The sequence below is a fragment of the Microcoleus harperi Pol14_C6 genome (assembly GCF_036701295.1).
Classification (GTDB): domain Bacteria; phylum Cyanobacteriota; class Cyanobacteriia; order Cyanobacteriales; family Microcoleaceae; genus Microcoleus.
The window spans coordinates 73,310-98,041 of record NZ_JAUBQN010000026.1; the positions used below are offsets into that span (position 1 = coordinate 73,310).

Sequence of the window (24,732 nt, forward strand, 5' to 3'; positions counted from 1 at the left end):
GGGACGGGTTTACTTTTACCCCGATCGGACTTAGGCTAAGAAACCGGGTTTCTGGGAAACTATTGGGTTTGGTAACGAGGAATCTCGAAAGAAACCCGGTTTCTGAGGAAGAGTGTGTCCTCGACTAAGTGAGTTATCTAGGATATTGCGCTAGTTTCAGCGCTACAGCTAACAAAAATCAACTCCGTAGATTTTACTGTACCGCTTGAGAGCGCAGCGCTGATTCTACTGCCTGCAGAGCTCGATCGACTTCAGCAGCAGTGACAATCAGCGGCGGGACAAACCTCAGCACTTTCGGCCCTGCGGGAACCAACAAAACTCCTGCGGCGATCGCAGATTTGACGATATCGCCCGATGTCAGTTCGATGTCAGCTTGCAATTCCATCCCGACAATCAAACCCCAGCCACGCACTTCGGCAATTAAATGCGGATATGCTGCCGCCAACTTGTTGAGGCCTGCTTTCAACTGTTCCCCGCGCTGCTGCACGTTTTCCAGAAGGTTTTCCCGTTCCAAAGTTTGGCAAACGCACAAAGCTACAGCGCAAGCAAAAGGATTGCCGCCGAAAGTGCTGGCGTGACTTCCCGGTTCAAATACATCGCAGAAAGATTTGCACAGCATAGCGCCGATCGGGATACCGCCGCCCAACCCTTTGGCAGAGGTAAAGATATCCGGTTCAATGCCGAGGTTTTCGTAGCCCCAGTATTTGCCGCTGCGTCCCATCCCGACTTGCACTTCGTCGAGAATCAGCAAAATGCCTTTTTCGTCGCAAATTTCCCGAATGCGCTGGAAGTAGGCGAGATCTCCGGGGCGAACTCCGCCTTCGCCTTGCAGCGCTTCCAGCATAATTGCTGCTACTTGGCGTTCGTCTTTGTCGAGTTGCTCGATCGCACTTTCGATCGCACTAATATCGTTGTAGGGCACGTAGTGAAATCCGGGAACCAAAGGGCTAAAACCCTTCTGATACTTAGGCTGTCCCGTGGCCGTAATTGTCGCCAAAGTCCGTCCGTGGAAACTCGCAACGGCGGTAATGATTGTCGGATTCGAGATATTTAATTTTTCGTGGGCGTACTTGCGGGCGAGTTTAATTGCCGCTTCATTAGCTTCTGCACCGGAGTTGCAAAAGAAGGCTCTGTCCGCGCAAGAATGGTCTACAAGCCACTTTGCCAGCTCGCCCTGTACGGGGATGTAATAAAGGTTAGAAACGTGGTGCAGGGTCTGAATTTGCTGAGTTACCGCTGCAATCATTGCCGGGTGGGCGTGTCCCAGAGTGCAGGTAGCAATACCAGCCACAAAATCGAGATATTCGCGGCCCTCGGTATCCCACACGTGGCAGCCCAGGCCCCGTTCTAGGGCGATCGCAAAACGCCCGTAAGTTGTCATTACATAGCTGTCGAAGCTCTCAGAACTGAAGGGACTGGCTTCGGCTTGCACGCTTGGTTCTTTTAGTAAGGTTTCTGGACTCACGAATCGCTCCTTAACACATAATATTCAGACCTCGATTGTACGGTAAAAATCCAGGTTAGCGGTGCAGGCTGTTAGTTTTGTCATAAAATCATAACAGTAACTTCAATTAATCCCTCACAAATCTACTGATGAGTTATTACATTTCTCCTAACTTTCTCGATAAAGTTGCGGTGCACGTCACTAAGAACTTTTTAAATTTGCCAGGGGTAAGAGTTCCCCTAATTTTGGGAATTCACGGCCGCAAAGGAGAAGGCAAAACTTTTCAAACCGAACTGGTTTTTCGGCGCATGGGCTTTGAACCGGTGATGATATCTGGTGGGGAATTAGAAAGCCCGGATGCCGGAGATCCGGCGCGTTTAATTCGCTTGCGCTACCGGGAAGCTGCGGAGCAAATTCGGGTGCGCGGCGAGATGTGCGCCATCTTTATTAACGATTTGGATGCCGGTGCTGGCAGGTTCGATAGTACTACTCAATATACCGTCAATACTCAGCTAGTCAATGCGACTCTGATGAATATTGCTGACAATCCAACTAACGTGCAGTTACCGGGAAGTTACGACAGTACGCCGCTGCACCGAGTGCCGATTATTGTCACCGGAAATGATTTTTCTACGCTGTACGCGCCGCTGATTCGCGACGGGCGGATGGAAAAGTTTTATTGGGAACCCAGTCGGGATGATAAAATTGGCATTGTTGGAGGAATTTTTGAGTCCGACAAATTGTCCAAAAGCGATATTGTGGGGTTAGTGGATAATTTTGCCGATCAGTCGATCGACTTTTTTAGCGCTTTGCGATCGCGCATTTATGACGAACAAATCCGCGAATTTATTCACAAAATAGGAATTGAGCGAGTTTCCAAGCGTTTGGTAAACACTTTGGAAGCAGCGCCAGATTTCCATAACCCGAATTTCAGCCTCGCTCATTTATTAGAAATGGGCAGTTTGATGGTGGGCCAACAAAAGCGGATTAAGGAAATGCGCTTAGTAGATGAATACAACCAATCGCGGCTGTTTAACGTTCAAGGAACCCCCAATCCTCCTGCTGCTGCGCCCACGCAAAGTGAATTAAACGACCCGTCATCCAAATATTATAAGGCTTACGTTGAGCCAAGTTCTGAAGGTGGTAACGGTCATGCGGCGCGGCTGAGCTCCGAGGTATTGGAACAAGTAAAGCAGTTGTTAGCAAGAGGCTGCAAAATTGGCATGGAATATGCAGATAATCGCCGATTTAAAACTGGTTCTTGGCAAAGTTGCGCGACGATTAACAGTGCACAGGAAAAAGATGTGGTTGCATCTTTAGAAACTTGTTTGGCGGAACACGGCGGCGAATACGTGCGGCTGATTGGTATCGATCCAAAAGTCAAGCGGCGGGTAGCTGAAACAATTATTCAGCGGCCAAATTAGGGTAAGCTGTTACGCATTTAAATCTAATATTCGGGGCGGGTTCGCGTGCCCACCCCACTCATTGTTTGATTGTTCCTTGACATACAAGAGACCTTTTGTACTCATTCGCTTTCCTATCTTAAAATTATCTGCGTTTATCTGTGTTTATCTCCCTGAAATCTGCGGTTGACCGGCTCTATCAAAGATTTATGCAAGAAGTCTATTCTGCAAAAATTTATCAAAAGTTGCCTGATCGGGCATAGCAACTTGAGCACCCCTTTTAGTTGTGCACAAAGCGCCCGCTGCTGCGCCCCACCGCACCGCCTCTGACAAGGACAGACCGGCATCTAATGCAGAGGCCAACCCGCCGTTAAAAGCATCGCCAGCAGCCACAGTGTCGATCGCCTCCACAGCAAAAGCCGGTACAAAAAAGGTTTCATCCGCCGTAACAGCAACAGCCCCGCGCTCGCCCAATTTGACAATAACATTCTTGACACCGCGCTCCTGCAACTGTTTGGCAGCTAAAATCGCTGTTTCCGTGTCATTCACCCGAAAACCGACTAACTGGCCCGCTTCCACTTCATTCGGCGTGATAATGTCAATTAGCGGATAAAGTTCCAGTGGCAAATCCGCCCTAGCTGGTGCTGGATCGAGAATAACTCGCACCCCCGCTTGACGAGCAGCTTTCGCAGCTTTTTGGACAACTTCCAGGGGAATTTCTAACTGTAACAGCAAGGATGTAGCTGCTGTTAAGAGTTTTTTGAGACGTTCTATATCTGCTTCACCGACATTGTTATTCGCCCCCGGAATCACAATAATATTATTTTGACCTGTCTCGTCTACGGCGATAATTGCCACTCCTGAATGAGTGTTTTGGTCTATTAATACATTGTCTGTACTTAAACCATAAGATTGTAAATTTGTCAATAATTCTTCAGCAAATTTATCGTTGCCTACGCGACCGATGATGTGGGTGAAAGTGCCGAGACGGGCGGCGGCGACGGCTTGATTTGCTCCTTTGCCGCCGCCTGCTGTGAAAAAATTGCTACCGATGATAGTTTCGCCTGGCTGCGGCAACCGGCGAGTTTTTGCTGCTAGGTCGATGTTGATACTGCCAAATACAATGATGGTCATGGATGGTTGAATTGGGTAATTGGTAATTAGGTTGGTAGTGAGGACTTCAGTCCTCTGATTTTAAAATTGAATCTAGTAAGTGGTAATTGGTAATTGGTAATTGTCGCACTCTCGCAATCTCTCCCTCTGGCAATCTCCTCCTCTCCCATGACAACTGTCAACTGTCAACTGTCAACTGTCCCTTAAGACGTGCTAGAACAGTTATGGTCTTCATCGGTCAATTCAATGGCTGCAATTACTCTCGATCGCAATCCCTGTGTCCTGCTAGTTGAAACAGACGAAGTTCTCGCCGGACACTTGAGTCTAGACTTAAAATCCTCCGGCTATGAACCCGTAGTAGCTTCTAACACCGCCACCGGCCAAAATTTAGCTCATGAATTGCAGCCTGCTTTGATTGTAATTGACCGGATACTTGGCGCTGAGTCGGGGCTATCACTGTGTTCTTACCTCAGAAGTATTGGCAATCGGGTGCCGGTGCTGCTACTGGTCGGTCGCGATACAGTTGACGATCGCGTAGCTTGTTTGGAAGCTGGGGCGGATGATTATTTTCTCAAACCTTACCGCACTGAGGAGTTTTTGCAGTTGGTGCGCTTGTATTTGCAGCCGGATAACAGCAGCAACGAACAATTGAGGTTTGGCGATTTAGTTTTGGATTTGGCCTCTAGGCGGGCCCTACGGAACGGACGGGCGATCGACCTGACGATGAAGGAATTTGAGCTGCTAAAGTATTTGATGGAACATCCCCGCGAGGTTTTGACTCGCGAACAAATTCTGGAAAATGTTTGGGGTTACGACTTTTTGGGCGAGTCGAATGTAATTGAGGTTTACATCCGCTATCTGCGGCTCAAAATTGAAGATGAGGGCGAAAAGCGTTTGATTCAGACGGTGCGCGGTGTTGGCTATGTGATGCGAGAAGCTTGAAGCAGTCAGTTGACTGTTGACTGTTGGCTAGTTCCAATGTCCAATTGTCAATTACCAATCTAAAATCTAAAATCAATATGAATTATTTAGCTACTTTGCTCGGTATTGGAGTAAGTATATTTTTGCTGGGATGTTCGCCGACTTTACCGATCGCCAATGCTGGTGCTACTGGTATTGTGGCGGATCGGTCTCCGACGGCGAAAACATCGGGTCAACTGCTGCCTGTTTCTGCTAGAGCTCGGATAGGCGATCGCCCAATCGAACTCGAAGTGGCGAAAACAGTGGAACAGCAGGCTATGGGTTTAATGTACAGAACTTCTTTGCCGGATGACAGAGGAATGCTGTTTGAGTTTAAACCGGCGCGAGGGGTCAATTTTTGGATGAAAAATTGCAAGATTTCTCTGGATATGATTTTTGTCCGGGATGGGGTGGTTGAGGCGATCGAAGTTTCTGCACCTCCTTGTACTGCCGATCCTTGTCCTACCTACGGGCCGGATACTGCTGTCGATCGAGTGATTGAACTCCGGGGCGGGCGGGCTGCTGAACTCGGTGTCAAAGTGGGCGATCGTATTGAAATTGAGTTTTTTCAGTAAAACTTCGGACTGTTTCAGTAAAACCTGCAGACAGACACAATCCCCCGCTTTCCATCGCCCAGAGATCCCCCTGCCTTCGGAATACCGGCGAAAATTTAGAAACTTTACAAAAATTGATTAAATCTATTAGAATATTAATGTAAGATTCAGTACAAACACCCAAAGATTTGCTACGATGTCGATCTCAGTCAGTCAGGACTTGAGCTTGTTTCCGGAAGCTGTAGATTCTTGGTCGCAGGTATGAGACGAGTCAGCGACTCGTTACCAATCCTGAGAGACGATACTCAGCCTCAAGGTGTAGCAACACGAAAAGAAATTCTCTGGAAGTTCTGGCGATCGAGCTAAATCTACTAAACCTATCTAAAGTAATATGCTACGAGCCAAGTTAATTGGCGGTATTTGGCAAACTTAACTTCTGGTAGCAGTTTCGGGTTTGATCGAAATATCTAACTAATTTTCCCGAAGTAGATTTGCGGATTCTGCATTTCGGCAGATGAAGTTAAACTCTGAACTTGGTTTAGTAGTTTTAGGTAGCAGAATTTATTCTGATTCGCGCTCCAAAGATGCCGAGGTATTCAGTTTAGGTTCGATCGCGATCGCAAGTCGATCGGGCCGACATCAGCAAAATTGCAAAACCTTTCACTTTTTGGGAAAGGTTAGCTTGTGCGCTCGCACTCAGCATTACGTTTGGCAGTTGAACCGTTAATAGCGTTTTAAAAGCTATCGACGGTAACAAGACAAATTTAAAACTGGCTTATTACTCATCAAAAACATCAGGTTCACATCAGAAAATGGTGTCCTATACTTAGAGGTGAAATCACATGGCACCCGCTAAATACACTCGATTAATTCGATTTTTACAAGAAGATTTGGCAATTTCGCCCGCGTCAATTGCTGTCGCCGAACGTCGTGGCGGTGACAAACAGCGCCAGCGTGATAAAGACCCGAATTCCTTGCCGATGGTTCTGTGGCAATACGGTTTAGTCACTCTCGAACAGTTGGATAAAATCTTTGATTGGTTATCCGAAGCATATTAAAAGGATTTTAGATTTTAGAGAGTATCAAAAATCCAAAATCCTTTAACAACTGAGATTAGGATTCAGCCAAGAACTTGGCAGCAGCGGCAACGCCGGCACCAGGAGTGTAGCCTTCATGACCCAATTCTCGCAACACGACTTCTAAAGAGGAAATTGCTGCTAGAATATCGCGATCGCACACAAAGCCCAAATGACCGATTCGGAAGATTTTACCTTTCAAATGGTCTTGTCCGTCGGCGAGAGCAATGTCAAATCTCTTTCTCATCAAAGTCCGCACTTTTTGAGCATCTACGGATTCTGGTGGCATAACCGAGGTAATCGCAGGACTGGCGGCTTCGTCAGCGGCAAACAACGGCAAACCTAAAGCTTTTACAGCAGCGCGAGTAGTTGTCATTAAACGTTTGTGCCGCGCGAAAACGTTTTCCAACCCTTCTGCTTTCATCATCTGCAGCGATGCTTGCAGGGCAAAAAACATATTGACAGGGGGAGTAAAAGGAGTGGTATTTTTGGCAGCGTCTTTGCTATATTTACCCAAATCCAAATAATAGCGGGGCAGTTTTGCAGTTTTGTAAGCTTCCCAAGCTTTGGGACTGACTGCCACAAAACCCAAACCTGGAGGAATCATGTAAGCTTTCTGAGAACCCGAAGCAATGACATCGATGCCCCAAGCGTCCATCGGAATATTGACAGCGCCTAAGCTAGTGACAGCATCGACCATAATTAAAGCTTCACCGTGGGCCTTAACGTGGCGGTTGATGGTTTCGAGGTCGTTGAGGACGCCCGTGGAGGTTTCGGAGTGGGTGATGATGACAGCTTTGATTTGCTTCTCTGTATCTGCTTCGAGTTTCTCGCGGAAGTTTTCGGGGTCTAAAGGTTGGCCCCACTCGGCTTTAATAATTTCGGCCTTTAAACCGTAAGCTTCGGCGACTTCGGCCCAACGTTCGCCAAATTTGCCGTTGCATCCGACTAAAACTCGATCGCCCGCACTCAGGAAATTAATTATCCCAGCTTCCATCGCGCCGGTACCGGAAACGGTTAAACTCAGCACATCACTTTTAGTTTGGTGCAGCCATTTCAAATTTTCGGTACATTCTGCAAAAATCCCGTCAAATTCCTTGCTGCGGTGGCCCATCGGGTGTTTTGCCATCGCTAACAATGCCGCTTCAGGTACCGGCGTCGGCCCGGGAATCATCAGCATTAATTTGTTGTCCATGATATTGTCCTAAGTTTTTCTGTGGGAGTTATATAGAATAAATCAAATACGATACGTCACGTCGCTACTCTAACTTTTTTAACTTTTAACTCCCTTGTGGTTAATTTCATTTAGAGACCAGCGGTGTTCTACCGCTAAGTTCGATCGCTCGCAGCTTTGTTCTAATTGCTTTTGAATGGCAAGGGCTTTACGCAGTGTAATAATAAGTTGGTGCACTTGTTGCTGCTGCGGCGATTGGGGACTGACAGCCAACATCGTTTTGCGTTCTAACAATTGAAGTAGCAATTCATAATGAATGTACGAAGGAAGGGGGATTGGCTCCATGAAAGCTAACATACCTCAGCGAACCGACACCCCATTGCAATTGCATGAGGCATCACAGGTGAACATTAGATGCCCGATTTTTTATTTGTTTTCTAACCGTACAGCAACCCCTGCTTTGCCGATCGAATAGTCGGGGCTGGGTGCGTTGGACACGCTAAATCTTGCGATCGACAGGCTTACAGAATAGATTTAATTGCTTTCTGGCAAAATATTTCTATGCAATATAGCTTTGAGTGCTATTTTTTTTTACAGTAGCGCTTGAGTCGATGCAGGCTAGAAATTCTCATTATTTACCTACTTAATCACTTTTTATCAGAATTAAGGGTGGTTTGTCAAGCGGTCTCGCCTTTCACAGGCTGGGAGGGCGATCGGCAAGCGAGGCTAAAGCAGCACCCGGATCGGGCTGTTTGACTAAAGATTCACCGATGAGGACGGCTTGGGCGCCGGCACTGGCAACTTGAGTTAGATCGGCGGGAGTGTGGATTCCTGACTCGCTGACGATGAGGATGCCTTTTGCTTGGATTTCGGTTTGTCGATCGGCTAATAGTTGAGTGGTAGTTTCTAGGCTGACGGAAAAGTCTGCTAGGTTGCGGTTGTTGATACCGATCAGGTTGACACCTTCTAGGGTTAATACTCGATCGAGTTCTTCGAGAGTGTGAACTTCTATTAAAGCTGTCATGCCCAAAGTCTTGACAATTTTTACAAAGTATTGTAAGTCTTTGTCCGATAGAATAGCTGCGATTAACAATACAGCATCAGCGCCGTGAATCCGGGCTAGATAAATTTGGTAGGGATAGATGATAAACTCTTTGCAAAGTAAGGGTAAATCGACGGCGGCACGGATTTTAGCGAGGTTGTCGAAGCTGCCTTGAAAGAACTTTTCATCGGTGAGTACGGAGATGCAGCTAGCGCCGTTTTGTTGGTAAGCTAGGGCGATCGCCACTGGGTCGAAATCTTCGCGAATTACGCCTTTGCTGGGGGAAGCTTTTTTAACTTCGGCGATGATAGCGGGTGTGGTTTGGCCGTTTTTGAGGGCGGCAAGAAAGTCGCGGGTTGGCGGTGCAAAGGGGAGTTTTTTGTGAAGATCGGCTAAGGGCGTGCGATCGCGCTTTTGGGCTACTTCAGCTTCTTTTTCCCAGACGATTTCTTCGAGGATATGCTGGGGTTCGGCGTCGGGTACGGCGATTTGGTAGCTGAGGTAGAGGACGGAGACTGATGTGCTGGGGGGACGGCGGCGGATTTGAAGCATTGTTACTGGTTGATACTAAGGATTATTGTAGGGGCGATCGGGCTTTTTGCAATTGGCGAGTAAGGATTGAAGTCGCAGCGATCGCAGATGCAACGATTGAAATCGCCCTTACAAAGGTAAAACCCGCCTGCCCTGGTTAAATTGCACAAGTCTGGCGTTGCGTGGACTTTAATTGTATAGCGACAGGTTTCAGCCTGTCGCACCGATTGTTATGTGAAAATTCCCAAATTGCATTTGTAGAGACACAGCGATCGCGTTTCTACAAGATGCGATGGTTAGTGAGACTTTTTGTTCAGAACAATGACAACTTTCTGGGAGTCTTGTTTTTTAAATTCCCTTCTGCGTTGACTCCGGATCTTAGTTGGCGATGGGGGAGAATCATAGTAAATTTTTTCCTCGCCCCAAGGAAGACAAAGCTGCACGCCTACAGGTTGCCGTTCTCTGCTTTCGCTTGAAGTATTGCTGTTTTTCATAAGTTAATCCTCTGTCTTTGGGTTGTTGATTTATCCCTAAACCCATTACACAAGGCCCATCCAAACAGGAACCCACAAGATGCTATCAAGATACTATCAAAATGCTATCAACCTTCAGATTTAATCAGCTATTTGACAACAAGGACTATAATTTAATGAATAAGACGGGAGAGATAGCTGATGTCCTGGGATGACTTTCTGGAAAAAGTTGCTGAAACTCACAGTGTCTTCGATGGGGACGAGAGACAGGCTTTCATGACTAAGTTCGCTGAGCGAAATTTAAAGTCAAATCTATCAAACGCAAAGTTAGCAAACGATCTTAACGTCAGCGTCGCGACGCTGGAAAGACAATTAGGATTAGTCTATGGCAAGTTTTCTCAAAGTTGCCCCAAGCTTGATTCTCCTAAAAAGGGTAAATTCGAGTTACTGCGAGAGTGGCTGAAAACTGGATATGCTCAATATCAGGAAACACGAAAGCTGCCTGGGCTACCTGCAACCTTTAACCTTGCTGCGAATAATCAGACTGAAGGTTTGCCTGTTGAGCACACTCCCGACAAGTGGCAGGAGGTTTGTCGCCGGATGCTGCTAGAACAGAAGCGACTAAGCAGCAATAAGCTAATGCCTCCTCAAATGAACCGCGATCTGATTGATGAAAATATCTATGTAGATTTGACCTTAGTGCAGCAGGAGCAAATCCAAAAGGTTGGAGGGGACTCATCACCTGAACAGGGTTCGCTGTTGTATGAGTCAACGGGGTACAGCAAAACCGAAAGATTTGAATACAACCAATTTCTCACAACACTCCTCAGCACTAAGAAAAACGATCGAATTGCCATCATTGGTGAACCAGGAGGGGGGAAAACCACGCTTTTACAGAAAATCGCTTTCTGGCTGTTAGATAATACAGATGATTTGGTGATTTGGGTTTCTCTAGGACGTTTAGCGACGAATCTAATTGATTACATATTTAATGATTGGCTGCGAGATGCAGAGGGAACTGTCACTGAAAACTTGCAGACAGCTTGGAAAAGTCAGTTGGAACAGCGGCAGGTGTGGTTGCTGTTAGATGGGCTAGATGAAATGGCAGCAGAGATGCAGGAAACCTTATCTGCAACGGGTTGGCTGACTCATGTGCGGATAGTAACAAGTTGTCGGCTGAATGTTTGGCAGGCTAACCCCCGCTTTTTGGATAACTTTGAATTTTATATTACTCAACCGTTCACATATCCCCAGGTACAGCAGTTTATGGAGAAGTGGTTTAGTAAAGATCGGGCATTGGGCGATCGCTTGTGGCAAGCAATTCATCAACCAGGAAAGGAACGGATTAAGGATTTAGCCAGAAATCCTTTAAGGTTGACGCTGTTGTGTGTAATTTGGCAAGGGCGAGACGGCGACTTGCCTGATACAAAAGCGAAATTATATCAAAAATTTGTCGATAAAATCTTTAAGTGGAAAGCGTGGAAAGCAAAGTATTTCCGCCTGGACTCTAATAATCAAGAGCGGCTGAATGCTAAGCTGGGAGAGTTGGCGAGAGAGGCGATTGATAAAGAACCTACTCGGTTTCGCTTGCGACATAAATTTGTTTGTCAGCTTTTGGGCAAGCCAGAGGATAAAGATTCTCTACTGCAACTTGCCCTGGAGTTGGGTTGGCTGAATCAAGTGGGAATGGATGCAGATGAACCTGAAGAACCTGTTTATGCTTTTTTACATCCCACGTTTCAGGAATATTTCGCGGCGCGTACAATTGATGATTGGAACTTTTTCCTGAATCACATTCCTGACAACCCCAAAGACTCTCAAGCAAGTTACCGAATTTTTGAGCGCCAGTGGAAAGAGGCTATTTTATTGTGGCTGGGGCGCGAGGATGTACGAACAGAGAATAAGGAAGCGTTTATTAAGGCTTTGGTTGAATTTCAAGATGGATGTCGGGATTGTATTTTAGATCGGAAAGGTTTTTATGAATACCGAGCGTATTGTTTAGCAGCGATAGGTATTGCTGAGTTCAAGGAATGTAGCTGTGCTGATGCAATCCTTTCGCAATTGATTAGATGGGGATACGGTTATTTCAATTTAGAGATACAGATGTGGGTTGGGGAAAGTTGCCCAAGTTCAGAATTAGCGAGGGCTGCATTCCAAGAGAGCGATCCCAGCCGAACCATCCCTGCTTTAATTAACGTGATGCTTAACAGTACCACTGATGCTACTAATGGTTTATTGGCAAATATGGTTGAGAATTTGGGCAAAATTGGAACTGGCAACCAACACGCAATCGATGCGCTGCTTGATTTGATTCGTACCGCTTCCAATATCTATCCAGATCCATTTATTGCAGGAAAGTATCTCTTTGATAAAGCATTTAATAGTTTAGAACTGATTGGTCAGAACAATCAGCAATTGATAGATGAACTGAATAAGATGATGCAAAACAGTCACAATGAGTACACTTGTGTAAAAGCGGCTGAGTGTTTGGGGAAAATCGTTCCCGGTAATGAGCAGGCGATCGGGAAGTTAGTTGATTTTATAGAAAAAAGTGCTGGTGATTTTATGCGTAGTAGTGAAGCGCATTTTAGCTTAGCGAAAATTGCACCCGATCATCCTCAAGCTGGCATAATTATTGAACCTAGCATTTTTGATGTAGTTCGGCAACTACTCGAATGGCTGCTTGACGAGAAAAAATCTAGTAAAGATGAATTAAAACGTAGATGGGCCGGAGAAACATTCGAGTATATTGCATCTAAATCTCCGAAAGCAATTAAGAGCCTTATTTATTTGATTCGCAATAGTCCTAATGAGGATATTTTTCGGGATGCGGTCAGGCTTTTAGGAGAATTTGGCACTAATGATAGGGAAGCAGTTGCGCTACTGATTGATTTGAGTCGCCACAGCGATTTTGGAATTAGTTATTTTCCAATTCAATACCTTGGTAATACTAACATAATGCAGGAAGAAGTAATCAAGGTATTAATAGACATGATTTACAATGCTCCAGATATCCGTATTTACACAGCTTCTAGTTTGGGAAAAATCCTTAAAAGATATCCGCTGTCATCTGCCGTCTCAAATTTAAAACATCCTCTACAAAATCAACTATCTACTCACGAAGATTTCGATCTTTATCATAACTGCTACCGGGTTCTTTGGCAGTGCGCTGAAACTATGCCTTTCCCAGACTATTATGAAGCTTGGCACAGTTAAGCAACTAATTAATTATTGTTGACTGCATAGATGTAATGTTTCAATTTAGGGAAATTATATTAACATAGTAAATTTCCGCTCGCCCGCCACTCATTTACAAAAAATATGAGCATTAACGATAAACTTAAGAACATACTAACTCAGTTACGATCGCACTTCGAGCAACTTTACGGCGATCGCCTTACGCAAATGGTACTCTACGGTTCCCAAGCCAGAGGCGATGCACATCCTGACTCAGATATAGATGTTTTAGTAGTTCTGAAAGCGCCAGTTCAAGCAGGCGAAGAAATTGATAGAACTCTTCAGATTGTAGCCGAGTTGTCGCTGCAAAATGATGAAGTGATTAGCTGCCAGTTTATGAATGAAGAAAAATTTACTAATTATCAAGGTCCTTTGCTCAGAAATATCCGTAAAGAGGGAATTTTAATATGACATCTGCTCAATTAAACTTACTCGCAAAAGCTCGTCAAAGCCTTTCAGCGGCTAAGTTAATGTTAGATGGCGAATACCCAGATTATGCAGCCTCTCGCGCCTACTACACCATGTTTTATATTGCCGAAGCATTTTTAGAAGGGGAAGGGTTATCTTTTTCTAAACATTCCGCAGTCATTAGCGCCTTTGGCCGAGAATTTGCTCGTACAGGAAGAGTTCCTGTTAAGTTTCACCAATACCTCATCAGAGCTCAGGAATTGCGAAATGCTGGAGATTACGGCGAACTTGATGCCGTTACGATCGAGCAAGCGGCAGAATCGATCGCCCAAGCTGAAGAATTTCTCGAATTAGCCCAAAATGCGATCGGCACTCTACCACCGCCCTAAAACAGTATACCGAAATCCCCGACTTATTCAACAAGTCGGGGATATAAAACAAGAAAACAGCCCCTACAAATTAATGACTACCCGCTCCAGCCGCCCGTTTAAAAGCCTCATCCAACACTTCCGAAAGCGTCGGGTGCGTGTGAACTCGGAATGCTAAAGTGTTCACAGAATCGCGCTGGGCGATCGCATTTGCCGCCTCCTGAATTAAATCCGAAGCGTGCAAACCGAAAATGTGAACTCCCAACAACTCCCCAGTATCTTTCCGGAAAATCACCTTAGCCGTACCGTCGGTTTCCCCTTCAGCAATAGCCTTAGAATTTCCCTTAAAATAAGTTTTGACAGAAGCTACCTCAAACCCTTCAGCTTTTCCTAACTCTTTTGCCGCCGGTTCCGTCATCCCCACATAGCTAATTTCCGGGTGAGTAAACGCCGCCGCCGGGATACTCAAATAGTCAACTTCGCGGGCACGGCCGCAAATATTTTCCACTGCGGCAATTCCCTGAGCAGACGCAGAATGCGCTAACATCATTTTGCCGTTAACATCGCCGATCGCCCACAAGTTTTGCACCGGTTCTCCCGCCGCCAAAACCTGCATCTTATCGTTAACTGGGATATAACCGCGCATCGTTTCCACGCCAACAGTTTCTAACCCCAAATTCTTACTGACAGGAACTCGGCCAGTTGCTACCAAACAAGCATCAACTTCCAAAACTTCGACAATTTCCTTAGTCTTGAAATCAGCTAATTCAATAATCACCGGCGAACCTGGAGTAATCTTCTTAGCCAAAACACCCACTTTTGTTTCAATATCGCGGGGTGCAATTAACACCCGTTCTGCTAACTTAGCAATATCTGGATCGAAAGTCGGCATCAACTGATCTAGAGCCTCAATCATCGTGATTTCACAGCCCAGTGCGGTGTAAATATCGGAAAACTCCAAACCGATATAACCGCTACCAATAATTGCAATCCATTTCGGTAGCGATTCCAACCTAACAGCATCGTCGCTGGTAAATACAGTTTTGCCGTCAATTTCTATCCCGGGGGGGACGAAGGGAACCGAACCGGGAGCGAGAATAATATCCTTGGCGGTAATAGTTTTCTCGCCTTTATCGGTTTCGACGGTAATTTTTTGAGCACTGGCAATTTTGCCCCAACCTTGGATGACATCGACATTCAAACGTTTGAGGCTGTTGGTCAAGTCGCCGCGAAGTTTGCTAACAATAGTGTTAGCGTGATTTGCGATCGCCCCGCGATCGAAATCCACATTCCCCAACTGAATTCCCAAAGTCTTCAGGTGGTGGGCATTCCGCAAATCTCGCACTCGCCCGGAAGCCGCCAAGAGCGCCTTAGAGGGAATGCAGCCGCGGTTGACGCAAGTCCCCCCCATGTCCCCCGCTTCGATAATTGCCACTTTCAACCCGCAGCTAACCGCGTGTATGGCCGCGCCGTGTCCGCCCACGCCAGCGCCGATAATTGCTAAATCGTAATCAAATCCCTGAGTCACCTTAAAATCTCCTAATGCCTTTGAAATCTTAGGACTCAAGCAAAAAACACCGTCTCTCCGTCCTTTCGAGGTGGCGCGTTGCCATCGCAACCCTTGAACAGCGGTAATAGTTGCATAAGTCCTGTCTCCTTATTCTCGACTAGACTAGGGTTAATTAGACAACGAAAGAGCCCTAACTGAGATTTTTTCAGGGTCGATGATTTGGAGCTGGGTCTACACAAAGTCTCAAATCACTCAGTAGGCGGGTGTACAGTTAAATACAGTTTGAAGGCTGACAATGCCCGCAGCAGGTTTGATATTGGGGCAGCAACTTGGGCCGCAGGCATTCCCACCGCCCGGTTAAATTCTGTCCCCCTGCTTGTTTTAGTCGGTTTTCATGTCTAATATCTGCACGCGCCGGGGCGGACAGAGTTTGTTGGCACATTTTAGACCCTATGGAGTGGCTTATGACGGATGACGATGACCAGAAAGATTTACGCCGGGCCTCGGCTCAATCATTTTTTGAGTCCCTGGATGAATTGTTCGATTCTATAGAATCGAACACCAGTCAAGCTGCACAACCTCAATCTCCACCGCATCAGGCTAAGTCTTCTAGTCAGTCTTCGAGTCAGCCGAAGAAGACTAGACCTGCGAAAATTAATTTGTCGGATTTTGAAGATGCGATCGCCGATTTGGAACAGTTTATCCAGAGCAAACACCAGAAACGCCCGGAATCCAATCAATAGTGCGATCGACTCATTTTCAAGTAATGACTGTTGACGCTTGACTTTTGACTTTTGACTGTTCACTGTTGACAAGCGAAAAATTTTAGACCGAAGTTCCAGCTCCCAGATTCATCTGTGGAGTCAATTTTTCAATCTCAAATCTCAAATCGACTGGCTGTTAACGGTGCTTTCGGCTTAAGCTGCTTAGATTGCACCTACAAAATATTCACATTTGGTTGAGGATTGCTTTACAAGAATCAAGCCAAATAAATTATCTCAATTTACTATTAATAGCCTTGTTTTTAGGCTTTGACGGCTGCGGTAATTGCCTCGCTCGCACTTCGATCGCGCGATCGCCGAGCGCACTCAAAGGCAACTCCATTTCATCAATATCATTGCGGAACTTCACCGGAATATCAGCACCGTTAATAATCGCTCCCAACAGCCGCGGCCCGGATTTATGCGACTCGTCCTCCTCAGATTCCAGCAACTGATCGGCCGCCTCAGACAACATACTAGACAAAGTGTAACCAGGCCGCGCCACCAAAATCATACCGTCCGTGTACGGTTCCAGCGTCAGCGCGTCGTTGCACTCGCTTAAAGCCGGAGAATCAACCACCACAAAATCAAAGCGGTTGCGAACATCCTCAAACAATCTCCGCATTTCGCTCGATTCTAGTACGGCGGAGGCTTGCCGCAAAAAGCCGGGACTCGGCACGACGTATAGATTCTCTACCTCTGGAACCAAAAGGACGCACTCGCTAATATTGCCGTAATAGTGCAAAGGTTCCACCGTCGCCAGAGGATCAGCAGAAATTTTCAAAGATTCAACGTTAGAAGGCGATCGCAAATCTGCTTCAATTAGCAAAGTCCGTTTACCCGATCGAGCCGATGCAATTGCCAAATTGTAAGCACTAAAACTTTTCCCCTCCAAAGGCGCCGCCGAAGTCAGCAACACCACCTTCACCGGTTTGTTCCCGATCCGGCGCAAATTAGTACGCAACCGCTCGTAAAATTCCAAATAGGGAGAATTTGCCTCCAGGGCTAGCGGCATTATTTCATCGCCGTAAGAATCAAACACCGTCACTTCAGGCAAAACTGCCAGTATCGGCACCTCTTTTTCCACCAAAGCCGCCCGCACTTCTTCCCAACTGTAAAACTTGCCGTTGAGCATCCCCAACAAAAATATCAACCCCCCGCCCAGCAGAAATCCCACAAATCCGCCCACCGCCAGCATCACCGGCAAACCTCTCTTGTTTGACTCAACGTCATCAGTTTGTGGCCATTGGGCGATTCTCAAACTCCCCGTTGTCTCAGCTACCGCCGCCTCAGCATCTACCAAAGCCGACTGCATCTTGTCGTAGAGAGCTTTTTTGAACGCCACTTGTTGCGCTAACCGCGCTTGTTCTAACTGCTTGTTGGGGATTGTCGCGTGTTCCCGACGCAATAGCTGTTCAGTTTTCTCGATTCCTTGGAGTTGCTGTTGCACCGCATCCCGCTGCGTTTGCAAAGCAATCAAAGTTTGAGCTAACTGCTGTCTGGCCGGATCTAAAGAAGAGTCTACCCGAATTCGATCGGCACTTCTGAGCGGAGCCGCCACCCCGTTACCGCCGAGTACCTCCGATTGCCGCTGCTGCAACTGCTGCTCAAAAGCAAGTTTTTGTTTGAGCAATTCTACAATTTTCGGGTGTTCCTCCTGCAAGTCGCTGCGGAGAATTTTGAGCTGAGATTCGATCGAAAACAATTGCACTCGCAGTTGGGCAATAATTGGATCGGCAGAGAGTGCTTGAGCGACGTAAGCTTGCTCCACATTCAATCCCAAGCGATCCTGCAAACTGTTAATTTGAGCTTCAATTCCTCCCAACTGCACGCGGAGTTGCCGCTGCTGCTGTTGGCTGCTGGTAATCGCTTGCGGCAAAGCACCGCTCTGAGCTGCTAGAATTGAAGTTCCTTCTCGTTTTTCGTAGGCTTCAAGTTTTGCTTCCGTCTCTCTGAGTTCCTGAGTTACTTTCGGCAAACGCTGGTTAATTTGGGTTATCGTAGCTCGCAGTCTAGAAGTATTAAATTTTTTGCTGTACTCCACCATTTCGTTCATCAGCGTCTCTACTACCGCTTTTGCTTTTTCACGATCGGCATTTTTGTACAATACTTGAATCAAAGCGCTGGGGTCATTATTCTTACTTGGCATCTTTACTTGCACATCTTTTCCCAGCTTTTTAGCCAAAGCTTGTACTTTTTTGACCGCTTCTTCTTTGTTTAATTTTTCTTCGGATTTGATGAGTTTTTCTGCTGCTGGTTTAAGCACCATTTTATCCAGCAGCATATCTTTAGTTATTTCTTGTCCTTCCTGTTGAATTTTAGTAGTAGTAGATGAAAAAATCACGCTCGGTCTGTCGTAGGCCAGCGTACCTATTGCAACGTAAACTGGCGCCGCCTTTGGCTGCAGGGCCACTACTCCCGACACGCCCACAGTCACCGCGAGAGTAGCCAGTCCCACCCACTTGTATTGATCGAAAGCAATTAAATAACGTTTAACAACGGATAAAGTCATGACGATTTTAGATTTTAGATTTTAGATTTTAGATTTTAGATTGCTAATTGTTAATGATAACTAATGACTACTGACTAATTCTACGAATCCCCCAAAAACCTGCAACCGTAGGTTCGCGATCTAAACTCATATCCCATAAGTAATTGCCCATCGCCAATAGAAAATGGTATGACTACCTATCATTACGTGACGGGCCGAACAAATCTGTTACCCCATTTCTCAACTGCTCAAAGAACAGAATAAATCCCAAAGTATCCCGGAATGGTCGAGTAAAAGTATTGAGTACATAACCAATGCGCTCTACCAAATTCCTACCAATAACAATCACATCATTATCTTCGAGCATCGGGTTCTGAGAAACATTGCCCTCCAAAGCAGCTTTAGCATCTATCGAACGGTTGATTGCTCTACCTTGCTTTTGGTCGAACCGAATCAGGGCTATTTTCCGCAAGTTAGCAAGATTAACAGGCAAGTTGTTGAGAGCATCCAAAAACCTGCTGCCATTTTCTACGTAGAACGAGGTCAAACCACCACTAGCGTAACTCAAAACTCGAACGTAGATCCTCGGCTTAATCAGAGTAGACCGCGAAACAAGAGCTTTGTCGTAGTCTAGGTTTTTGGTACTAGCGTCCAATTCCGGGATGACAATCACATCTCCTGATGCCAAAGGAAAATCGAACAAATCGTTAGCATTTGCTAGGGGAGTGTAGAGGTCGATTGGTTCCTCCACCGACGAGCCGTCCACCGTAGTCCGTCGCACTCGCACCGCCCGCAAATCTGCTTTTCCCGTGACTCCCCCCGCAATCACCAAAGCAGCCGAAATTCGACCCGAACCCGCCGGAAGCGTATAAAAACCCGGTTTGCTGACTTCTCCGGTGACAGTGATTTGGACGGGGACAGCAGCAGCAGCGAGGCTGTACCTGGATGCTAAATCTTGATCGGATTTACGATCGGGCGTAACCTGTTTATACGGTACGACGATCGCATCTCCATCTTCCAAACGCAAATCCGGCGGAGCAATACCAGTTTGCAACGGTGTCAAAATATCAACAACTTGCTCCGCGACAGCACCTCCCGGCAGAGTCCGCCGCACCCGCACCGCCCGCAGTTCCGCCGTAGGATTAGTCCCAGCAGCAGCAGCCAAAGCCGCAGGAAGCTGGGGGGTTTGCAGCGGATAAAAACCCGGTCTGGCCACTTCCCCCGTCACCGTCACCACTACGGGCCGCTGAACCAGCAAAGCAGCCGAGACTTGAGGATTTTTAATAAATTGACCAAAGCGCTCCCGGAGGCGCTGCTGTGATTCTTCGACGGTAAGACCGCGCACATTTACTGTTCCGATTAGCGGCAGTACAATTACCCCTTCAGGGCTGATTGCACCCGTAAAACCTAGCTCTGGGAAGCGCTGAACTTGAACAGAAATCTGGTCTCCCGGTCCCAGGCGGTAGGGGCGATTCCGAAAAGCTGGGTTGATATCCCGGTTGAAATTGGCAGGCGGCGGTGGCGGTACACGCAATGGCGGTGGCGCCACGAGTCGCTCGTCTCTTGGAACAACAGATTGAGCTAAAGCCGTTTCCGAAAAAACTTTGCTATTAAAACCCCAGAATACAGCAGCAAAAGATAGAGTCCAAGCAGTTGAATACAGGCCGGCCAAGGAAAAACCGAGGCGATTTTTAATTGTGGATTTTCCCCGCCTTTTCAGAGGATTTAAAAAAGTATTATTTTGAATAATGGCCTGACTTGTAAGTTTCATCTAAATATAGCGACGATAAAAAACAATAAGATATTTTAGGGGCGAGTTTAATCTTGATATTTACTAGGAAGCAGTTGATTTTGACTAAACCAGCCCACGCCCTAGGCTGATTTATTTGCACCTACCTGCTTACTCAAACCGAAAAGTTTCTGTAATTAATTTAGCCTGGACACTTTCACCGAGAGATTCCAGCAAGGGTTGAGCTATCTTAATGTCCCCCTGCGGTTGAATGGGAAGGATGATACTGACAGCAACCCAAGAGGCGCGGCGGTTCGAGAGTCTAGCAATGCTGTCTTCCCAAAACCAACGGCTGGTTGCTGGAGAACCCCCGTTAGGCCAAGCGTACCATTGCACGACAGCAAAAGTTTGTTGGGGAGTCCAGCTTCGGAAAAACCGGGCTTCGACAGTAGGCGGTGGCTGGTCGGGTATTGGTACTAATTTAACTGTAAACCTCAAAGTACGATGAGAATCGGTTTGCCATCGGTGAAATCCATCGATATCTAGCCATTCGACTTGGGGCTGGTTTTTGGGGTAATTTTGAGGCAACAGCAATAAAATGGCAATTGTTTTATCTTTTTTAATTTCTTCAACTAACCATCTGTGAGCGCCAATTTGGACGTTATTCTGAACTGCTATAACCTGCCACCCAGGAATTTTTATCCCGTTTTGGCGCACACTTCTTAATTGTTTGAGGTTGGCAAGGCTTGGCGGGTTTGTCCAAGGCCATCTTCCCGTCGCGTAGCCGGGAATTGCTACTGCCCCAACTAATACCAGCAAAAACACCAGTACCATAATTTTAGATAATTGATACCGCCGCAGTAGTTTATGTGCTGAAATCATCTGTTTCATTAATTGCCAGACTGACTTGGGAAATACTTTTCCATCCCGTTGAGGAGAAGTACCAATAACCCTAGTATACAAGCAGAATACAAATCTCCTCCCCATCCGGCGTGCAGCCAAGTAAACAGCGCCTCTCTTTGAGTTCCGTGAAAGTAAGTTAGTACAGTGTTGCGGAAAATGTTGGAAGTGATGCTAATGATGGATGTAATCACTAAAAACAAAAGACTTTTTTTGCGAGAGTTCCAAACTCCCGTCCAATCCAGCAGAATTAAGCTGACGTAAAGACTGGTAAACAGCATTTTTAAGCCTGCACAGTGTGGAGCAACTTCTACAATGCGCTCGTTTACGTACAGATAAATTTCTTCTACTCTCACGTTGATACCCATCTTAATTAATATCCAGCCTGATGCTTCAGCAATGAATTGCTGTAAGGGCAAGGCGTAGGGTTCTATGAGGTAAGGAATGTGGTTTGGCGAGGCCAGAAATACGAATAAAAGCGGCATCGCCTGCAATTTCAAGCCGGGAATTCCTTTTAAAGATAAGCAAATGCTAGCCAGCATTACGGGCAGGGAGAAATTTACTAAATCGCTCAAGCGACTCAGATAAAAAAGCGTGGCTAGTACCAGCAAAAAGCCTCCCAAAGGATGCGGTGAGTTGGGCAAGCTGCGCCAGCACTTTCGGTTCATCCAAGCAATATAAGCTGCGTAGGGCAAACCAATTAGTCCGTGGCTGAAATATTCGTGTTCGAGGCTGATGCTTTTGTTGAGCCAGCCGTCGTACCAGTGTAATAGCAGGGGGGCGTACAGCAGCACTAGGAGCACCGTGATACCTTCCGCCAGGAGGTATCGCTTGAAAACAATGCGAATTCTGCGCTGGATGTGCATGGTTTGAGAAGTTTTAAGATTGTCGCGCTGGATTCGCAACGCTTTCGGGTTTTAAACTGTGAGTTAAAGATTTGTTAATTCCCCACCAAAACGCTTTGAGAACCGTACCTTACTGCTTGAAACACCTGCCGCATAAATTTTATGAACAATTAGCAATTCAATGATAGTACGATCGCCCGAACAACTTGCTCGATCTGAGTATTGCTCAATCCGGGATACATTGGCAATGATAAAATTTGTTGGCACAGGGTTTCTGCGCGGGGGAAGTCGCCCCGATTGCCTAAGTTTTGGTAGGCGGGTTGCAGGTGACAAGGTACGGGATAGTGTATGCCTGTTTGAATGCCGTGTTGGCCTAGTTTTTCCTGAAGGGTGTTGCGGTCGATCGAGCTTTCCTCAGTAATTTTGATCACATAGAGGTGATAAATGTGACCGCTGCTGCTGTGGTTGGCGATCGGTACAATGCCTTTGTGTTTCAATGGTGCTAGTAGAGTATTGTAGTGTTGAGCAGCGTCGGTGCGATCGCGATTCCATTTTTCTAAGTAAGGTAATTTAATATTGAGTACGGCGGCTTGCAAATTGTCGAGGCGGCTGTTGCTGCCAATTTCTGTGTGCAAATATTTACTGGGTGCTCCGTAATTGCGGAGTGTTCGCATTTTTTCTGCGAGTTGTGCATCGTTAGTAATTAATATCCCGCCGTCGCCAAAAGAACCGAGGTTTTTGCTGGGATAAAAACTGAAGGCTGCTGCTTTGCCAATGGCACCGGCGCGGTATCCTTCTCTGGAAGCTAGATGCGCTTGGGCGGCATCTTCAAATATGATTAAATCGTGGCGCTTCGCAAAATCTAAAAGCTGCCGGGGCGATACCATTTGACCGTAGAGGTGTACGGGGATAATTGCTTTAGTTTTCGAGGTAACTGCTGTTTCGGCTGCTGTGAGGTCAATCAGGGCGGTTTCCGGGTCGCAATCTACAAGAATAGGTATAGCTTTGGCTTGGAGGACGGCGATCGCGGTGGCGATAAAAGTGTTAGCAGGTATGATAATTTCGTCGCCCGGATTAATGCCGCTAGCTTGGAGTCCCAGAGCGATCGCATCAGTTCCACAAGCGACTCCTACGCCGTATTTTACTCCTGAAGCTGCTGCAAATGCTGTTTCAAATTCTGTCAGTGATTGACCTAAAATAAAGTCTCCTTCCTGGATAATTTTTCCAATAGCTTCTGCTATTTGGGAGTGGATTGGCTGGTGTTGCAGGGAGAGATTTACAAACGGAACTTTTGGCGGGCGGTTACTCATAAACTATCGGAACCTAATTATTTATATTAACATTTAAGGGCAAATAGCTTTTAAAATATTTTAACCGCAGAGGGCGCAGAGTAGCAGAGGGGAAATGGAGATTTTTTACGGCAGAGCTGCGCCTTATGTACTTTTTTTGACTCAGGAAATAAATGAAAGTTTTTCGGTAATATAGAAGCAGATAATTGTACGACCAGCATCAAAATAATGGAATACAAAAAACTCGGCGACAGCGACTTATCAGTATCGGAAATCTGTTTGGGTACGATGACTTACGGCCAGCAGAACACCGTTGACGAAGCGGCCCAACAGCTCGATTTTGCGATCGATATAGGCATCAACTTTATCGATACGGCAGAAATGTATCCCGTCCCTGGAAAGGCGGAAACTCAGGGAAAAACAGAGGAATATATCGGCGAATGGTTGGCGAAACAGCAGCGGGATAAAGTCATTATAGCGACTAAAGTAGCGGGCAGAAGCACTCGATTGAAGTGGATTCGGGAAGGCAAAAATCAGATCGATCGCCCAAATGTCGAAAAAGCCCTAAATGACAGCCTGAAGCGCTTGCAAACTGACTACATCGACCTGTATCAGATCCACTGGCCCGATCGCTACGTGCCACTATTCGGCGCGCCGGATTACGACATCGCCCAAGAACACGAAACTGTACCGATTTTGGAACAGTTAGAGGTATTTGCTGACTTAATTAAAGCTGGGAAAATCCGCTATTTGGGTCTGAGTAACGAGACGCCTTGGGGAGTTTGCGAGTTCTGCACTTTGGCGGAAAAACACGGTTTGCCGAAGGTTGTTTCGATTCAGAATGCTTTCAGTTTGAGCAATCGAACATTTCACCTAAATTTAGCAGAAACTTGCCGATTTAAAAATGTGGGTTTGATGGCTTACAGTCCTTTGGGATTTGGGCTGTTAACGGGTAAATACTTGAATGGAATTCCCGAAAATTCAAGGTTGGCTTTATTTGCGGGATTTGGTCAGCGTTACGATAAAACTAATCTGAACGATGCGGTGAAAGCGTATGTTGAGATTGCGGGAAAACATGGGATAAGTCCGGCGCAGATGGCTTTAGCGTATGTGCGATCGCGCTGGTTTGTGACTAGCACTATTATCGGTGCAACCAGTCTCGAACAGTTGGAGGAAAATATCGGTAGTTTGGAGGTGAATTTGGATAAGGAGATCGTAGCGGAAATCAATGCGGTGCACGCTAAGTATCCGAATCCGACACCGTAAGTTTATTAGTAGGTTGGGTTGAGGCAACGAACTACGTTTCACTTCGCCCAACTTACCACTTTAATATGGGAAAATTACATAAACAATACTCCGGACAGTTTTTAAGCAGCCAGAGTACCATAAGACAAGACTGAAGGAAGATTTGGATGATTTAAAAT

At 46.3% G+C, this 24,732-nt stretch carries 21 protein-coding genes; 10 read left to right on the forward strand and 11 right to left on the reverse strand.

Annotation, left to right across the window (positions count from 1 at the left end):
- Positions 1 to 193: 193 nt before the first annotated feature.
- Entirely contained in the window at positions 194 to 1,465 is a 1,272-nt protein-coding gene (locus QUA27_RS17980) for an aspartate aminotransferase family protein (protein ID WP_333069454.1), read from the reverse strand.
- A gap of 128 nt (positions 1,466 to 1,593) precedes the next feature.
- Here QUA27_RS17980 and QUA27_RS17985 point away from each other — a divergent pair, with 128 nt between their 5' ends.
- On the forward strand, positions 1,594 to 2,868 hold the full coding sequence (locus QUA27_RS17985) for a RuBisCO small subunit-like domain-containing protein (RefSeq protein WP_333069455.1): 1,275 nt from the start codon (positions 1,594 to 1,596) through the stop codon (positions 2,866 to 2,868).
- Between the two features lie 186 nt (positions 2,869 to 3,054).
- Here the strand turns inward: QUA27_RS17985 and rbsK are convergent, their stop codons facing one another.
- A complete protein-coding gene (gene rbsK / locus QUA27_RS17990) occupies positions 3,055 to 3,981 on the reverse strand; it encodes a ribokinase (RefSeq protein ID WP_333069457.1) in 927 nt (308 codons plus the stop codon).
- A 225-nt stretch (positions 3,982 to 4,206) separates the two neighbouring features.
- On the opposite strand from rbsK, the gene nblR reads away from it, so the two are divergent.
- From nblR to QUA27_RS18010, 4 genes are all read left to right on the forward strand, one after another.
- Complete coding sequence (nblR, locus tag QUA27_RS17995) at positions 4,207 to 4,902, forward strand: response regulator transcription factor NblR (RefSeq protein ID WP_006632044.1); 696 nt, start codon at positions 4,207 to 4,209, stop codon at positions 4,900 to 4,902.
- A gap of 77 nt (positions 4,903 to 4,979) precedes the next feature.
- Complete coding sequence (locus QUA27_RS18000) at positions 4,980 to 5,495, forward strand: DUF192 domain-containing protein (protein WP_333069459.1); 516 nt, start codon at positions 4,980 to 4,982, stop codon at positions 5,493 to 5,495.
- Positions 5,496 to 5,988: 493 nt separating this feature from the next.
- A complete protein-coding gene (locus QUA27_RS18005) occupies positions 5,989 to 6,201 on the forward strand; it encodes a hypothetical protein (RefSeq protein ID WP_333069461.1) in 213 nt (70 codons plus the stop codon).
- A 115-nt stretch (positions 6,202 to 6,316) separates the two neighbouring features.
- On the forward strand, positions 6,317 to 6,532 hold the full coding sequence (locus QUA27_RS18010; protein WP_333069463.1) for a DUF2949 domain-containing protein: 216 nt from the start codon (positions 6,317 to 6,319) through the stop codon (positions 6,530 to 6,532).
- A gap of 55 nt (positions 6,533 to 6,587) precedes the next feature.
- Here QUA27_RS18010 and QUA27_RS18015 read toward each other — a convergent pair whose 3' ends face one another.
- The 3 genes from QUA27_RS18015 to trpC form a co-directional block, all read right to left on the reverse strand.
- The gene (locus QUA27_RS18015; protein ID WP_333069464.1) at positions 6,588 to 7,745 is read right to left on the reverse strand and encodes a pyridoxal-phosphate-dependent aminotransferase family protein; all 1,158 of its coding nucleotides are present in this window, start codon (positions 7,743 to 7,745) and stop codon (positions 6,588 to 6,590) included.
- A 78-nt stretch (positions 7,746 to 7,823) separates the two neighbouring features.
- Entirely contained in the window at positions 7,824 to 8,069 is a 246-nt protein-coding gene (locus QUA27_RS18020) for a DUF5340 domain-containing protein (RefSeq protein ID WP_333069466.1), read from the reverse strand.
- Between the two features lie 349 nt (positions 8,070 to 8,418).
- Positions 8,419 to 9,318: an indole-3-glycerol phosphate synthase TrpC gene (gene trpC / locus QUA27_RS18025; protein WP_333069467.1), complete on the reverse strand. Its 900-nt coding sequence runs from the start codon at positions 9,316 to 9,318 to the stop codon at positions 8,419 to 8,421.
- A 653-nt stretch (positions 9,319 to 9,971) separates the two neighbouring features.
- Here trpC and QUA27_RS18030 point away from each other — a divergent pair.
- From QUA27_RS18030 to QUA27_RS18040, 3 genes are all read left to right on the forward strand, one after another.
- Positions 9,972 to 12,986 carry an NACHT domain-containing protein gene (locus QUA27_RS18030; protein ID WP_333069469.1) on the forward strand — a complete coding sequence of 1,005 codons (3,015 nt, stop codon included), beginning with the start codon at positions 9,972 to 9,974 and terminating at the stop codon, positions 12,984 to 12,986.
- Positions 12,987 to 13,091: 105 nt separating this feature from the next.
- The gene (locus tag QUA27_RS18035) at positions 13,092 to 13,418 is read left to right on the forward strand and encodes a nucleotidyltransferase domain-containing protein (RefSeq protein ID WP_333069470.1); all 327 of its coding nucleotides are present in this window, start codon (positions 13,092 to 13,094) and stop codon (positions 13,416 to 13,418) included.
- Complete coding sequence (locus QUA27_RS18040) at positions 13,415 to 13,804, forward strand: HEPN domain-containing protein (protein WP_333069472.1); 390 nt, start codon at positions 13,415 to 13,417, stop codon at positions 13,802 to 13,804. The genes QUA27_RS18035 and QUA27_RS18040 overlap by 4 nt, the downstream gene beginning before the upstream one ends.
- Before the next feature lie 70 nt (positions 13,805 to 13,874).
- Here QUA27_RS18040 and lpdA read toward each other — a convergent pair whose 3' ends face one another.
- Positions 13,875 to 15,311, reverse strand: coding sequence for a dihydrolipoyl dehydrogenase (gene lpdA / locus QUA27_RS18045; RefSeq protein WP_333069473.1), 1,437 nt, complete (start codon positions 15,309 to 15,311; stop codon positions 13,875 to 13,877).
- A 446-nt stretch (positions 15,312 to 15,757) separates the two neighbouring features.
- Between lpdA and QUA27_RS18050 the strand changes: the two genes are divergently transcribed.
- Positions 15,758 to 16,036, forward strand: coding sequence for a hypothetical protein (locus tag QUA27_RS18050; protein WP_333069474.1), 279 nt, complete (start codon positions 15,758 to 15,760; stop codon positions 16,034 to 16,036).
- Positions 16,037 to 16,286: 250 nt separating this feature from the next.
- Here the strand turns inward: QUA27_RS18050 and QUA27_RS18055 are convergent, their stop codons facing one another.
- The 5 genes from QUA27_RS18055 to QUA27_RS18075 form a co-directional block, all read right to left on the reverse strand.
- Positions 16,287 to 18,566 carry a GumC family protein gene (locus QUA27_RS18055; RefSeq protein ID WP_333069475.1) on the reverse strand — a complete coding sequence of 760 codons (2,280 nt, stop codon included), beginning with the start codon at positions 18,564 to 18,566 and terminating at the stop codon, positions 16,287 to 16,289.
- A gap of 172 nt (positions 18,567 to 18,738) precedes the next feature.
- The gene (locus QUA27_RS18060) at positions 18,739 to 20,316 is read right to left on the reverse strand and encodes a polysaccharide biosynthesis/export family protein (RefSeq protein ID WP_333069476.1); all 1,578 of its coding nucleotides are present in this window, start codon (positions 20,314 to 20,316) and stop codon (positions 18,739 to 18,741) included.
- A 129-nt stretch (positions 20,317 to 20,445) separates the two neighbouring features.
- Positions 20,446 to 21,165: a cyanoexosortase B system-associated protein gene (locus tag QUA27_RS18065; RefSeq protein ID WP_333069478.1), complete on the reverse strand. Its 720-nt coding sequence runs from the start codon at positions 21,163 to 21,165 to the stop codon at positions 20,446 to 20,448.
- Positions 21,165 to 22,040: a cyanoexosortase B gene (gene crtB / locus QUA27_RS18070; protein WP_333069479.1), complete on the reverse strand. Its 876-nt coding sequence runs from the start codon at positions 22,038 to 22,040 to the stop codon at positions 21,165 to 21,167. Before crtB ends, QUA27_RS18065 begins: the two co-directional genes overlap by 1 nt.
- 149 nt (positions 22,041 to 22,189) lie before the next feature.
- On the reverse strand, positions 22,190 to 23,329 hold the full coding sequence (locus QUA27_RS18075) for a DegT/DnrJ/EryC1/StrS family aminotransferase (RefSeq protein WP_333069480.1): 1,140 nt from the start codon (positions 23,327 to 23,329) through the stop codon (positions 22,190 to 22,192).
- 207 nt (positions 23,330 to 23,536) lie between these two features.
- Here QUA27_RS18075 and QUA27_RS18080 point away from each other — a divergent pair, with 207 nt between their 5' ends.
- Positions 23,537 to 24,574 carry an NADP(H)-dependent aldo-keto reductase gene (locus tag QUA27_RS18080; protein WP_333069482.1) on the forward strand — a complete coding sequence of 346 codons (1,038 nt, stop codon included), beginning with the start codon at positions 23,537 to 23,539 and terminating at the stop codon, positions 24,572 to 24,574.
- Positions 24,575 to 24,732 lie beyond the last annotated feature (158 nt).

Coding starts and splice junctions, on each gene's coding strand:
- QUA27_RS17985 (WP_333069455.1), top strand. CDS start 1,594: ATGAGTTATTACATTTCTCCTAACTTTCTCGATAAAGTTGCGGTGCAC.
- rbsK (WP_333069457.1), bottom strand. CDS start 3,981: ATGACCATCATTGTATTTGGCAGTATCAACATCGACCTAGCAGCAAAA.
- nblR (WP_006632044.1), top strand. CDS start 4,207: ATGGCTGCAATTACTCTCGATCGCAATCCCTGTGTCCTGCTAGTTGAA.
- QUA27_RS18000 (WP_333069459.1), top strand. CDS start 4,980: ATGAATTATTTAGCTACTTTGCTCGGTATTGGAGTAAGTATATTTTTG.
- QUA27_RS18005 (WP_333069461.1), top strand. CDS start 5,989: ATGAAGTTAAACTCTGAACTTGGTTTAGTAGTTTTAGGTAGCAGAATT.
- QUA27_RS18010 (WP_333069463.1), top strand. CDS start 6,317: ATGGCACCCGCTAAATACACTCGATTAATTCGATTTTTACAAGAAGAT.
- QUA27_RS18015 (WP_333069464.1), bottom strand. CDS start 7,745: ATGGACAACAAATTAATGCTGATGATTCCCGGGCCGACGCCGGTACCT.
- QUA27_RS18020 (WP_333069466.1), bottom strand. CDS start 8,069: ATGGAGCCAATCCCCCTTCCTTCGTACATTCATTATGAATTGCTACTT.
- trpC (WP_333069467.1), bottom strand. CDS start 9,318: ATGCTTCAAATCCGCCGCCGTCCCCCCAGCACATCAGTCTCCGTCCTC.
- QUA27_RS18030 (WP_333069469.1), top strand. CDS start 9,972: ATGTCCTGGGATGACTTTCTGGAAAAAGTTGCTGAAACTCACAGTGTC.
- QUA27_RS18035 (WP_333069470.1), top strand. CDS start 13,092: ATGAGCATTAACGATAAACTTAAGAACATACTAACTCAGTTACGATCG.
- QUA27_RS18040 (WP_333069472.1), top strand. CDS start 13,415: ATGACATCTGCTCAATTAAACTTACTCGCAAAAGCTCGTCAAAGCCTT.
- QUA27_RS18050 (WP_333069474.1), top strand. CDS start 15,758: ATGACGGATGACGATGACCAGAAAGATTTACGCCGGGCCTCGGCTCAA.
- QUA27_RS18055 (WP_333069475.1), bottom strand. CDS start 18,566: ATGACTTTATCCGTTGTTAAACGTTATTTAATTGCTTTCGATCAATAC.
- QUA27_RS18060 (WP_333069476.1), bottom strand. CDS start 20,316: ATGAAACTTACAAGTCAGGCCATTATTCAAAATAATACTTTTTTAAAT.
- QUA27_RS18065 (WP_333069478.1), bottom strand. CDS start 21,165: ATGAAACAGATGATTTCAGCACATAAACTACTGCGGCGGTATCAATTA.
- crtB (WP_333069479.1), bottom strand. CDS start 22,040: ATGCACATCCAGCGCAGAATTCGCATTGTTTTCAAGCGATACCTCCTG.
- QUA27_RS18075 (WP_333069480.1), bottom strand. CDS start 23,329: ATGAGTAACCGCCCGCCAAAAGTTCCGTTTGTAAATCTCTCCCTGCAA.
- QUA27_RS18080 (WP_333069482.1), top strand. CDS start 23,537: ATGGAATACAAAAAACTCGGCGACAGCGACTTATCAGTATCGGAAATC.